Raw genomic sequence first — 11,596 nt, forward strand, 5'->3', positions numbered from 1 at the left:
TGGCTTCAGGGATTTTGAGGCAACCATGCAAGACGACGCCCGCATGCGCGGCGCGGTGGTGGCACACTAGCGCCTATGCCCGCCGGCGCGGACATCCCGTGCGCGCCGCCAGAGATCTTGGGCAGGCAATGACGCGGAGCGTGGCGTGGGCGGTGTGGGCGAACTGAAGACCTTGCTGGAGAATCACGGCGTGGTGCTGGTGTTTCTCAATGTGCTGGCCGAGCAGGCCGGGCTGCCGGTGCCGGCCGTGCCCATGCTGTTCGTGGCCGGCGCGCTCGGCATGCGCGAGACCGGCCCGTCGATCGGCGTGGTGCTGGCGGCGGTCATCGTGGCCTGCCTGATCGCCGACACCGCGTGGTATTTCGCCGGCAAGCGGCTGGGCCAGCCGATGCTGCGCACCATCTGCCGCGTCTCGATCTCGCCCGACAGCTGCATCCGCCAGACCCAGTCGCTCTACCTGCGCGTGGGCCCGCGCTCGCTGGTGTTCGCCAAGCTGCTGCCCGGCGCGGGCGCGCTGTCCACGGCGATGGCCGGCATGACCGCCACGCCGTTCCCGGTATTCCTGTTCTACGACGCATTGGGCGCGCTGGTGTGGGCCGGCGGCGCGCTGCTGATCGGCATCGTGTTTACCGATTTCGTGGAAGTGATCCTGCTCGCCTTCAGCACCTACGGCCCGGTGGCGGTGATGGCGGTGGTGGGCGCGTTCGCGGCCTTCGTGGCGTACAAGTTCGTGCGGCGCGTGCGCTTGCTGCGGCGCACCCGCCGCGTGCGCCGCATGACGGTCGATGAGCTGGAGTCGCGCCGCGGCGGCGAGCGCGGCCCGCTCGTGCTCGACGTGCGCAGCAGCGCCGAGGAGCGCATTCCCGGCGCCATGACGATGGACCTGCACGCGCCGCTGGAGATGCTGGCGGCGCATCCCGTGACCACCGAGATCGTCATCTACTGCGCGTGCCCGAACGAGGTGTCCGCCGCGATCCTCGCCGAGCGGCTGCAGGCCGCGGGCTACCTCAACACCTGGGCGCTGGCCGGCGGCTTCGACGAATGGAAGCGCCTGCAGGACAGCGCCTCCGCCGTGGAAGACCTGGCCCAGGAACCCGCGCCGCGCGCTTCCTGAGCGCGGTTCTAGCAGCCGACCCAGTAGGCGTAACCGACCAGCCGCTCGCCGAGGAAATACAGGCGGTACTGGTCGCCGTCGCCGTCCAGCGTGTACAGCGTGGTGTAGTCCAGGTGCTCGAGCGGGTCGCCCTCGTCGCGGTCGGACGGGCTGCGCACCTTGCCGGGCGCCTCGGCCATCTTCCAGTGCGGGTTCCGGCGCAGCGCCGCGTCGAGCTGGCCCAGCGTGGTGGCGGCGGTGATGTCGCGGCCTTCGAGCTTGAGCGTCAGGCCCGCCGGGATGCCGTGCAGCGCGCGGATCACGGCGTCGCCGCTGCGGCCCACCTCGATCAGCGCGTCCGGGTAGCGGTAGTCCATGAGGTGCTCTTCGTCCAGCGCCGTGCCGCATTCCTCCTGGTTGGGCGTGATCTCGGGCGGCTTGCCCCAGGCCGCCTGCACGTCCGCCATGCTGGTCAGCCCGCGCAGCGCCACCAGCGGGCGCGCCAGCGGCGCGGGGGCGAAGGCGGGCGCGTCATCGGGCGGCGCGGCATCGCCGTCGCGCGCGGCCTGCGCGGCGGAGGCCGGCGCGGCGGAGGCCGGCGCCGGGGCGGCCGGCGTGCCCGCCTCGCGCTCGCAGCCCGGCAGGGCCGCCAGCGCGGCGCAGGCGGCGAAGATGGACAGGCAGCGCGGCAGCAGCGCGCCGGCGGGAGCATTCGGGCAGGACGTCATGCAAAAAGAATAGCCACTGGGGCAGGGACCGCATCAGGTGCGCAACCATACACCGAAGCGCACAGGCTGAACATGCCCGCTTGGTGGGCTGCCGAACGGAAGCGGCGCGCTGTACCGCATCACGCCTTCATGCTGTCTTGGGCCGCTTCATGCCGCCCCGCGCCGGCGCGGGCGGCCCGCCCGGCACTTCGCGCCGCCACCCGCCGTGGCGCCGCCTATACTTGGGCGGACATCTGCGAGGGAGAGCCGCATGCCTGCCGAAGACCAGCCTTCCGGAGATGAACCCGCCCGCATCGCGCGGCGCCGCCGGCAGCTCGGCATTCCCCGGCGCGCGCGCGACGGCGAGGGCAACTGGGCGCTGGCGCTGTCCGGCGGCGGCATCCGCAGCGCCACCTTCTGCCTGGGCGTGATGCAGGCGCTGGCCAAGGCGCCGCCGCCGCAACTGGCCGGGCGGGCGCCGCCGCCCGGCGCCGCGCCCGCCGACGTACAGGAAGGCGACGGCCCCGACGCCATCGCGCCGGCCCCCGCGCCGGCCACCGCCGCGCTGCTCGGCCAGTTCGACTACCTCTCCACCGTCAGCGGCGGCGGCTACCTCGGCGCCTTCTTCTGCAGCCTGTTCGTGCCCGGGCGCCTGAAGCCCGGCACCAGCGCCGCCGAGGCCGCGGCGCTGGCTTACCACACGCTGGAGCAGGAGCCGCCCGGGCGCATCCGTTCCTCGGTGTCCTATGCCGCCGAGCCCGGCCGCGCGGCGGTGGCGTGGCTGCGCGAGAACGGGCGCTACCTGACCCCGTCCGGCGGCGGCGATTCGCTCTACGCGGCCGCGCTGGTGGTGCGCAACTGGTTCGCCATGCAGTACGTGATCGGCAGCGCGTTGCTGTTGCTGCTGGCGGTGCTGGCCCTGCTGCGCCATCTTGCCGTGGGCTGCTGGATCGGCCTGGGCCGGCACCAGATGGACCTGCTGCACGACGCGCGCCAGGTGTTCAACGAAGGCGGCATGGCGATCTGGTGGAGCGAGCTGCTGTGGCTGCCGCTGGCGGCGCTGCTGCTGCTGGCGGTGCCGCCCGCGGTGGCGTACTGGCTGGTCTACCCGCGCGCCGGCGAGGCGCAGCCGGCGCTGCGCTTCGACAGCCTCGCCACGCGGCTGGCCGCGCTGGCGGGCGCGGCGATGCTGGGGCTGGCGGCGTGGCTGCACTGGCTCGGGCCGGGCCTCGTGGTGTCCTGCCTGCTGCTCGGCGCGGGCGTGCTGTGCTGGCTCGGCGTGGCCTGCTGCTTCGTCCTGTGCCGCGAGCCGCCCGCCACGGTGCAGGCCTACCGCGTGCGCGCCACGCGCGCGCTGAGCGGCGCGGTCGGCATCGTGCTGTGGCTGGCGGCGCTGGGCGTGGCGGACACCGTGGCGCGCACGTTCTACCTGTACACGCAGTCCAGCGGCCATCCGTGGGGCGCGCTCGGCCCGGCCGGCGCGCTCGGCGCCCTGGTCTGGCTGGTGCGCTACGGCGCCGGCATGCTCGACGGCAAGGGCGAGGGCGGCGCGGGCAAGGGCGGCATCGTGGCCGCGCTGGCGCGCCTGCCGGTGTCGCTGCTGGCCGGCAGCGCCGCCGCCGTGCTGGCGCTGCTGGTGTTCGTGCTGTGGTCGTGGCTGGTGCTGTGGGTGCGCTGGAACGGCGCCGAGCCGGTCGACTGGCTGGTGTTCGGCAATGCCTACACCACGCCCGTGCTGGGCACGCTGAGCGCGCTGGCGCTCGGGCTCACGCTGATCGCCGGGCGCTTCGCCGGTTTCCTCAATCTGTCCACGCTGCAGCAGTTCTACTCGGCGCGGCTCACGCGCGCCTACCTGGGCGGCTCCAACGGCCAGCGCTTCGCGCCGCCCGCCGGCGCCGGGTCCGCCGCGCGGCAGCACGCCGCGCAGCGCGCGCGCCTGAGCGTGGCGGAGCCGGCCGAGGGCGACGCGCTGAGCCTCAACGCCTACTACGATCCCGCCATGCTGGCGCCGCTGCACCTGATCAACGTCACGCTCAACCTGACCGTGGACCCGGCCGAGCAACTGGTGCAGCGCGACCGCAAGGGCAAGCCGCTGTGCATCGCGCCGGGGCCGTTCACGCTGCCGCCCACCGCCGCGCGCGGGCTGCCGCCCGATGCCTTCGTGCGCTTCACCGTGGACGGCCAGCGCTTCTTTCCGGAGACGCACAAGGCTGGCGGCAGCGAGCTGGCGCAGTCGCGCACGCTGGGCGACTGGATCGCCACCTCGGGCGCGGCCATCTCCACCGGCCTGGGGCGCTCCACCACGCTCGGCACCTCGCTGCTGCTGGGGCTGGCCAACCTGCGCCTGGGCACGTGGTGGCCGTCCTATCCGCTCGATGCCGGCAGCGCGCCGCGCGCCGGCGGCGCCGAGCGCGACCGCGTGCAGGCCGACCGGCCCGGCAGGCCGTGGCTGGGCGCGTGCATCTCGCTGCTCCGCACGCAGTACTACCTGGCGTGCGAGCTGAGCGCGCGCTTCCACGGCACCCACCGCGGCTGGCAATACCTGTCCGACGGCGGCCACTTCGAGAACACCGCGGTCTACGAGCTGCTGCGCCCGGAGCGCCGGGTGTCGCTGATCGTGCTGTGCGATTGCGGGGCGGACCCGCGCTACCAGTTCGGCGACCTCGCCAACCTGATCCGGCTGGCGCGCATCGACCTGGGGCTGGAGATCGTGGTCGACGGCGCCGCCGCCGAGGACCCGCTGCTCGGCGGCGTGTTCGGCACGCCCGCGGATTTCCCGCCGCAGGCGCGCGGCGCGGGCAGCAACGAAGCTGGCGACAAGACCGGCGACAAAACCGGCGACAAGTGCGCGCTGCTGCTCAACGTCTATCGCGCCGGCGAGCCCGCCGCCGCGCGCAGCCCGGTCGCGCGCATCGTGCTGCTCAAGCCGTGCCCGCTCGCCGGCGCGCCGGCCGACGTGCGGCAATACGGCGCCAGCCATCCGGCCTTCCCGCAGGAGCCCACCAGCGACCAGTTCTTCGACGAGGCGCAGTGGGAAAGCTACCGCGAGCTCGGCTTCGCCATCGGCCAGCGCGTGTTCGGCGGCGGCGCGGCGGGCGACGCGGTGGCGCGGGCGCTATGGGCTCGCTGATGGCGCGCTGAGGCGCCACTCGGCGCGGAGGCCCTGCGCTTGTCTGTGGCGGCTGTCGGCCCGATGCCGGCGCCGCCGCGCTACGAAGCCGCGCCGTGCGCGGCCAGCACCGGGTCGCCCTCGAGCGCGCTGGAGGGGCGGCCGTCCACGCCCACCGGCACGTCGCCCACAAGCGTGATGCGGTAGAGCTGGCGGTCGAAATCGAGGTCGAAGATGTCGGCCGGCGCCAGGTGCGCGGTGGCGCGGTTGTCCCAGAACGCGATGCTGCCCGGCTCCCACTTGAAGCGCACCGTGTATTCCGGGCGCACCACGTGTTCCCACAGCAGCTCCAGCAGTTGCTGGCTCTCGCGCGGCGCGAAGCCGGACAGCGACTTGAGGAAGCTCGGGCTGACGTAGAGCGCGCGCTCGCCGGTCTCGGGGTGCACGCGCACCAGCGGATGCTCGCTGACCAGCGAGCGGCTCTTGACCGCGCGCTCGAACTCGCCGGTGGCGCTGGCGCCGGCCGGCGCGGTGAAGCGGTGCACGCCGCGCAGGCCGTCCACGATGCGGCGCAGCGGCTCGGACAGACCCTGGTAGGCGGCCACGAGGTTGGTCCACTGCGTGTCGCCGCCGTAGGGCGGGATCACCACGCCGCGCAGGATGGAGGCGGCCGGCGGGTTGACCGCCGCGGTCACGTCGGTGTGCCAGCCGGTCCACGGGCGCTGGATCGCCTGGCCCTCGAAGCGGTTGGCCTTGCGGTGCTTGCTGATCGAGTACAGCTCGGGAAAGCCGTCCACGTGGCCGAACACGGGATGCCCGACGGTGAGCTCGCCGAACTGCCGGGCAAAGGCGATGTGCTGCTCGTGCGACAGGTGCTGGTCGCGGAAGAACACCACCTTCCACTTCAGCAGCGCGGCGCGGATCGCCGCCACCTGCGCCGGCGGCAGCGGCGCGCGCAGGTCCACGCCGTCGATGCGCGCGCCGATGTGCGCGGAAAGCGGGTGCACGGTGAGCGGTTGTCCGGCGGCGTGCCGGCGCGCGGCGTCCGCGGTGGTATCGGTCACGGCGGCGGTCACGGCGGCGGTCACAGCGGCGGTCGCGGCGACGGTCATGGCGAGGCTCCTTGGCAAGGGAAGAGGGCGGCGCCTGCCGCCAAAGCGCTACCATATGCCGTGCCGCGCGGCGTGCTCAACGAAGGAATTCGGCTTTGCATATGCGCGCAAGCCGCATCGCCGCCGGGGTCGCGCGGGCTACGCCTTGCCGCGCGGCGCGGCGGCGCGGACAATGAGACCCAGCCGCGCACCACCAGCCGAACCGAGAGAAGCCATTCCATGCCACCTGCCGTTGCCGCCTTCACGCACGGGTCCGCCCGCCTTGCCGCGGCGTGGCGCGGCCTGCCGCCGGGGTGAAGCGCCGTGGATGACGCCGAAGCCGGCCCGCGCGACGCCGTGCCGCCCCGGGCCCGCGCCGCGGCGCAGGTCGACGACGCCCCGCTGCGCCTGGCGCGCACGCGCGCGGCGCGCGCGCTGCTGACCGCGCTGGCGCTGGCCAGCCTGGGCGTGGCCATCCTCGGCCTGTTCATTCCGGGGCTGCCGAGCACGGAATTCGTGTTGCTGGCCGCGTGGGCCGCGGCCAAGGGCTCGCCGCGGCTGCACGCATGGCTGCTCGGCCACCGCGTGTTCGGCCCCATGCTCTACAACTGGCATCACGGCCGCATGGTCAGCCGCCGCGCCAAGTGGAGCGCCACGGCGGCGATGACGGTGTGCGCCGGCGTGCTGCTGTACGGCATGCACCGGCCCTGGCTGGCCTATGCCGCGATCGCCTGCATGGCCTGCGTGCTGGCGTGGCTGTGGCGCCGGCCGGAGCCGCCTGTTTCCTAAACCCTCTGCGGCGCCTTTGTTCTGGCCGCTTTGGCAGGCTTTGCGGGCGGCGCCGGCCAGGCCAGCATCGCCATCTCCGCCAGCCCTTCCAGCGCGGCGCGCGTGGCGCCGTCGCGCGCCTGCATCGACATGCCCTGCATCACCGCGTTGAAGAAGCGCGCCAGCGCCGCCGCGTCGGCGCCCGCGGGCAGCTCGCCCGCGGCGATGCCGGCCTCGATGCGCGCCTGCATGGCCTGTTCCTTTTCCCGGCGGCGCAGGCGCAGCGTGTCCTCGATGTAGGCGCAGTCCGCCGAGCAGCTGGTGCCGCTCATCAGGAAGCAGCCGGCCGGGCTGCCCTTGGCGCTGAACAGCGCGGCCGCGCCGGCCAGCAGGTCGCGCACCGCGTCGCGCGCGCTGCCGCCGGCTTCCAGCGGGCCGTACAGCAGCGCGCCGTGGGTCTCGGCGTAGCGGTCCACGGCTTCGTAGAACAATTGCTCCTTGCTGCCGAAGGCGGCGTACAGGCTGGGGGCGGTGATCGCCATCGCCTCGGTGAGCGCCGCGACCGAGGTGGACTCGTAGCCGTGGCGCCAGAACAGCGCCAGGGCCTGGCCCAGCGCCGCGTCGCGATCGAATTGCCGGGGCCGTCCGCGGCCCGCGCCGGAAACACTCTTTTTCATAGTGGTCATTATATTTTTCCGTTGCCAGTCGCACCAGCCTGTGATTAATATAGCGATCGTTCAATAAATCGTCGAGCCGGCCGCAGTCCGTCGCCCCCATCGACGTTCCGCATCTACGCCATGAGTGCCGCCATGATCCCCTACTCCCTGCTTGACCTGTCGCCCATCGTGGAAGGCGGCGATGCCGGCCAGGCCATGCGCAACACGCTTGCGCTCGCGCAGCACGCCGAGCGCCTCGGCTACCGCCGCTTCTGGCTGGCTGAGCACCACAACATGCCCGGCATCGCCAGCGCCGCCACCGCGGTCCTGATCGGCCACGTCGCCAACGGCACTTCCACCATCCGCGTGGGCTCGGGCGGCATCATGCTGCCCAATCACTCGCCGCTGGTGGTGGCCGAGCAGTTCGGCACGCTCGAGGCGCTGTTCCCGGGCCGCATCGACCTCGGCCTGGGCCGCGCGCCCGGCACCGACCAGTCCACCGCGCGCGCGCTGCGCCGCAGCGCCACGCAGGACACCGCCGACGCCTTCCCGCAGGACGTCGAAGAACTGCAGGCGTATTTCGACACGCCGCGCCCCGGCCAGCGCCTGCGCGCGGTGCCCGGCGCGGGCCTGAAGGTGCCGCTGTGGCTGCTCGGCTCCAGCCTGTTCAGCGCGCAGCTGGCCGCGGCGATGGGCCTGCCGTTCGCGTTCGCTTCGCACTTCGCGCCGGGTTTCATGCGCCAGGCGGTCGATCTGTACCGGCAGACCTTCCGCCCGTCCGAGCAACTGGACCGCCCGCACGTCATGCTCGGCCTGAACGTGTTCGCGGCGGATACCGAGGTGCAGGCGCGCCGCCTGTTCAGCTCGCTGCAGCAGCAGTTCCTGGCGCTGGTGCGCGGCGCGCCCGGCCCGATCCGTCCGCCCGTGGACGACATCGAGACGCTGTGGAGCGAGACCGAGGCCACCCATATCCGCCGCTCGCTGGCCTGCTCGGTGGTGGGCGACGCGGCCGGCGTGCGCGCCGGCCTGCAGCGCTTCGTCGACGACCTGCGCCCGGACGAGCTGATGCTGACCGCGCAGATCTACGACCACGAAGCCCGCCTGCGCTCGTTCGAGATCGCCGCGCAGGCCATGCGCGACCTCGCGCCCGCCGCGCGCGCCGCGCGCGCCGCGCTCTGAGTTTGCGCCGCTGACGCACGGAAGGGGCCGCCGCGGACCCCGCCAGCAAGCTTTCCGTTCCCTGCCTACAATGTGCTTTTCGCCGCGCCGGCCACCGGCGCGGCACCCTGCCGCCGACGGGCCGGCCTGACGGGGGCACATCGCATGCAACTCGCGGAGCAAAACGGATGACCTCAAGCATTACCAAGCGCAAACTGGGCAGGTCCGGGCTGGAAGTCTCGCCCCTGGCATTCGGCGGCAACGTGTTCGGCTGGAGTGCCGACGAGGCCACCTCCTTCAAGCTGCTCGATGCCTTCGTCGGCGCCGGGCTCAATTTCGTCGACACCGCCGACGTCTATTCCCGCTGGGTGCCCGGCAACCGGGGCGGCGAATCCGAGACCATCATCGGCAAGTGGTTCAAGCGCAGCGGCAAGCGCGCCGAGGTGGTGCTGGCGACCAAGGTCGGCATCGAGATGGGCGAAGGCAGCAAGGGCCTGTCGCGCGCGTACATCGAGCGCGCCGTCGATGCCTCGCTGCAGCGCCTGCAGACCGACTACATCGATCTCTACCAGTCGCACACCGACGACCAGGACACCCCGCTGGAAGAAACGCTGGACGCCTACGACCGCCTCATCAAGGCCGGCAAGGTGCGCGCCATCGGCGCCTCCAACTACGGCGCCGAGCGCCTGGCCGAAGCGCTGGCGACCAGCGCCCGCCTCGGCCTGCCGCGCTACGAGAGCCTGCAGCCGAACTACAATCTCTACACCCGCGCGGCATACGAGAGCGAGCTGGAGCCGCTGGTGCTGCGCGAAGGGCTGGGCGTGCTCAACTACTACGCGCTGGCCAGCGGCTTCCTGAGCGGCAAGTACCGCTCCGAGGCCGACCTCGACAAGAGCAGCGCGCGCGGGCAGGCCGTCAAGGCCTACCTGAACGCGCGCGGCCTGGGCATCCTGGCCGCGCTCGACGAAGTGGCGGCACGCCGCGGCGCCAATCCGACGCAGGTCGCGCTGGCGTGGCTGATCGCGCGGCCGAGCATCACCTCGCCCATCGCCAGCGCCACTTCGGTGGCGCAGCTGGACGACCTGATCGCCGCCACGCGCCTGCAGCTCGGCGCCGACGACATTGCCCTGCTCGACAAGGCCAGCGCCTGAGCGCGGCCGCAACGGGAGCAGACATGGACAGCAATAACGGCCAGGCGGCGGACGCTGGCAAGCACGGCCTCGGCGAAGTGAAGGCGCTGGTGTTCGACGTGTTCGGCACCGTGGTCGACTGGCGCAGCAGCGTCAGCGCCGACCTCGCCGCCTTCGGCAAGCGCAAGGGCATCGAGGCGGACTGGGTGGCGTTCGCCGACGCCTGGCGCGCCGGCTACGTGCCCGGCATGGACCGCGTGCGCGAAGGCGCGCGGCCCTGGGCCAACATCGACGTGCTGCACCGCGAGCGGCTCGACGTGCTGCTCGACGAGTTCGGCATCCAGGGCCTGGACGAGGCCGAGAAGGACTACCTCAACCGCGCCTGGCACCGGCTCTCGGGCTGGCCCGACACCGTGCCCGGGCTCACGCGCCTGAAGCAGCGCTACATCCTGAGCACGTTCTCCAACGGCAGCGTGCCGTGCCTGATCGACACGGCCCGGCACGCCGGCCTGCCGTGGGACGCGATCTACAGCGCCGACGTGGTGCGCCACTTCAAGCCCGATCCGCGCATCTACCGCGGCGTGATCGGCTTTCTCGGCCTGCATCCGCACGAGGTGATGCTGGTGGCGGCGCACAACGGCGACCTGCGCCACGGGCGCTCGCACGGCATGCGCACGGCCTACGTCAACCGGCCCACGGAATACGGGCCGAACCAGTCCAAGGACCGCGCCGCCGAGTCCGACTGGGACGTGGTGGCCGGCAGCATGACGGAACTGGCCGACCGGCTCGGCTGCTGAAGCCGGCGCGCGCGCGGATGTGCGGGCGGATGCGCGGATGCGCCCGCCCGTTCCGCGCCGCCGGTGCGCGCTTGCGCGGCGCCCGCACTTCGCGGCCCGGGAACGCTAGAACCGGATGACTTCCCCGTGGGCCGGATGCTGGGCAAAGCTGTCGCAGCCCCAGTGGAAGACCTCGTAGCCCAGCGCCTCCACCCACGCGATCAGTGCTTCCCTGCGCTCGGCGAACCACGCGAATTTCCACGTCTCGAAGACGAGCGGCGGATAGTGGTTGCGCCTGAGCAGTTCCCGGGCGCCTTGCAGCACCTGGAGCTCCATGCCTTCGACGTCGATCTTGATCAGGCGGATATCGGTGTACTCGCCCTGGTCCAGCGTCGCCACGGGAATCCGCTCGACCGCCACGCCTTGCGGGCTGCGGCGATGGAAAGCGTTGAATTCCGCGTCGAAGCTGTAGCTGCCGATGTTGTTGTGGCTCGGGTAGTCCGGGATCTGCGCCTCGATTTCACCGGGGCGGTCGGACAGCGCGAGATGGTAGGTGTTGATGTTGGAAAGGGAATTCAGCGCGATCGATCCGCCCAGGCAATAGAGCGCGAGCCGCTGCGCGTCGAAGCATTCGAAGCGATGCAGCGGATACTGCCGCGCCAGCGGCAGCACGAAGGTGCCGATGTTGCAGCCGACGTCGAGAATGGTGCCGGGCAACTGGTTGCGCAGCAGCTTTTCGAAGAACGGGCGCAGCCATGTTTCGAAGCCACCGGTCTTCCTCAGTTCGTTCGAGATCAGGTCCGGCCCCTGGAAAACGATGTAGCGGGTGCCGTCGAGTGCGCTGGTGATGACTTCGGTCGGGGGGAACAGGATCGGCATGGGCCGGCGTGGGCGAGTGGGAGGCCTCGAAGTTAAGGCGAAACCCGAGCCGTGGACATTGGACGGATACGAAAATTGCTGCGCCGCACGCATGGGCCTGCCCGCGCACATCGCATGAAGAGGTTTGCCCAAGCCGCTCCCGGTCGGATACATTAGGATTCCCGGCCGCCCGTCATTCAGAGGCACGCAGAGCCGGACGGCGCCACGCCGGGAGACGACAAGGAGACGA

10 protein-coding genes are annotated in these 11,596 nt (G+C 72.1%); 6 read left to right on the top strand and 4 right to left on the bottom strand.

Annotated features, from left to right (window positions below; genetic code table 11):
* Positions 1-154 precede the first annotated feature (154 nt).
* Positions 155-1,114 (top strand): VTT domain-containing protein, encoded by a 960-nt coding sequence (locus tag ACWTPI_RS20645; protein WP_454732570.1) that lies wholly within the window; start codon positions 155-157, stop codon positions 1,112-1,114.
* A gap of 8 nt (positions 1,115-1,122) precedes the next feature.
* Here ACWTPI_RS20645 and ACWTPI_RS20650 read toward each other — a convergent pair whose 3' ends face one another.
* A complete protein-coding gene (locus tag ACWTPI_RS20650) occupies positions 1,123-1,821 on the bottom strand; it encodes a hypothetical protein (RefSeq protein WP_454732571.1) in 699 nt (232 codons plus the stop codon).
* 250 nt (positions 1,822-2,071) lie between these two features.
* On the opposite strand from ACWTPI_RS20650, the gene ACWTPI_RS20655 reads away from it, so the two are divergent.
* Positions 2,072-4,930: a hypothetical protein gene (locus ACWTPI_RS20655; RefSeq protein ID WP_454732572.1), complete on the top strand. Its 2,859-nt coding sequence runs from the start codon at positions 2,072-2,074 to the stop codon at positions 4,928-4,930.
* Positions 4,931-5,010: 80 nt separating this feature from the next.
* Here ACWTPI_RS20655 and ACWTPI_RS20660 read toward each other — a convergent pair whose 3' ends face one another.
* The gene (locus ACWTPI_RS20660) at positions 5,011-6,021 is read right to left on the bottom strand and encodes a TauD/TfdA dioxygenase family protein (protein ID WP_454732573.1); all 1,011 of its coding nucleotides are present in this window, start codon (positions 6,019-6,021) and stop codon (positions 5,011-5,013) included.
* Positions 6,022-6,324: 303 nt separating this feature from the next.
* Here ACWTPI_RS20660 and ACWTPI_RS20665 point away from each other — a divergent pair, with 303 nt between their 5' ends.
* Positions 6,325-6,789 (top strand): YbaN family protein, encoded by a 465-nt coding sequence (locus tag ACWTPI_RS20665; RefSeq protein ID WP_454732574.1) that lies wholly within the window; start codon positions 6,325-6,327, stop codon positions 6,787-6,789.
* On the opposite strand, the gene ACWTPI_RS20670 is transcribed toward ACWTPI_RS20665, so the two are convergent.
* The gene (locus tag ACWTPI_RS20670) at positions 6,786-7,454 is read right to left on the bottom strand and encodes a TetR/AcrR family transcriptional regulator (RefSeq protein ID WP_454732575.1); all 669 of its coding nucleotides are present in this window, start codon (positions 7,452-7,454) and stop codon (positions 6,786-6,788) included. The two genes, ACWTPI_RS20665 and ACWTPI_RS20670, sit on opposite strands and share 4 nt — an antisense overlap.
* 123 nt (positions 7,455-7,577) lie before the next feature.
* Here ACWTPI_RS20670 and ACWTPI_RS20675 point away from each other — a divergent pair, with 123 nt between their 5' ends.
* The 3 genes from ACWTPI_RS20675 (at position 7,578) to ACWTPI_RS20685 (ending at position 10,509) form a co-directional block, all read left to right on the top strand.
* Positions 7,578-8,603: an LLM class flavin-dependent oxidoreductase gene (locus tag ACWTPI_RS20675; protein ID WP_454732576.1), complete on the top strand. Its 1,026-nt coding sequence runs from the start codon at positions 7,578-7,580 to the stop codon at positions 8,601-8,603.
* A 167-nt stretch (positions 8,604-8,770) separates the two neighbouring features.
* On the top strand, positions 8,771-9,733 hold the full coding sequence (locus ACWTPI_RS20680; protein WP_454732577.1) for an aldo/keto reductase: 963 nt from the start codon (positions 8,771-8,773) through the stop codon (positions 9,731-9,733).
* Between the two features lie 23 nt (positions 9,734-9,756).
* Positions 9,757-10,509 carry a haloacid dehalogenase type II gene (locus tag ACWTPI_RS20685; RefSeq protein WP_020202474.1) on the top strand — a complete coding sequence of 251 codons (753 nt, stop codon included), beginning with the start codon at positions 9,757-9,759 and terminating at the stop codon, positions 10,507-10,509.
* A gap of 105 nt (positions 10,510-10,614) precedes the next feature.
* Here the strand turns inward: ACWTPI_RS20685 and ACWTPI_RS20690 are convergent, their stop codons facing one another.
* Entirely contained in the window at positions 10,615-11,367 is a 753-nt protein-coding gene (locus tag ACWTPI_RS20690) for an FkbM family methyltransferase (RefSeq protein WP_059412100.1), read from the bottom strand.
* Positions 11,368-11,596: the final 229 nt, after the last annotated feature.

It is taken from the genome of Cupriavidus ulmosensis, assembly GCF_977008105.1.

What these genes read in the sequence shown, in the direction of transcription:
- ACWTPI_RS20650 (WP_454732571.1), bottom strand. Translation starts at nt 1,821, where the DNA reads ATGACGTCCTGCCCGAATGCTCCCGCCGGCGCGCTGCTGCCGCGCTGC.
- ACWTPI_RS20655 (WP_454732572.1), top strand. Translation starts at nt 2,072, where the DNA reads ATGCCTGCCGAAGACCAGCCTTCCGGAGATGAACCCGCCCGCATCGCG.
- ACWTPI_RS20660 (WP_454732573.1), bottom strand. Translation starts at nt 6,021, where the DNA reads ATGACCGTCGCCGCGACCGCCGCTGTGACCGCCGCCGTGACCGCCGCC.
- ACWTPI_RS20670 (WP_454732575.1), bottom strand. Translation starts at nt 7,454, where the DNA reads ATGACCACTATGAAAAAGAGTGTTTCCGGCGCGGGCCGCGGACGGCCC.
- ACWTPI_RS20675 (WP_454732576.1), top strand. Translation starts at nt 7,578, where the DNA reads ATGATCCCCTACTCCCTGCTTGACCTGTCGCCCATCGTGGAAGGCGGC.
- ACWTPI_RS20680 (WP_454732577.1), top strand. Translation starts at nt 8,771, where the DNA reads ATGACCTCAAGCATTACCAAGCGCAAACTGGGCAGGTCCGGGCTGGAA.
- ACWTPI_RS20685 (WP_020202474.1), top strand. Translation starts at nt 9,757, where the DNA reads ATGGACAGCAATAACGGCCAGGCGGCGGACGCTGGCAAGCACGGCCTC.
- ACWTPI_RS20690 (WP_059412100.1), bottom strand. Translation starts at nt 11,367, where the DNA reads ATGCCGATCCTGTTCCCCCCGACCGAAGTCATCACCAGCGCACTCGAC.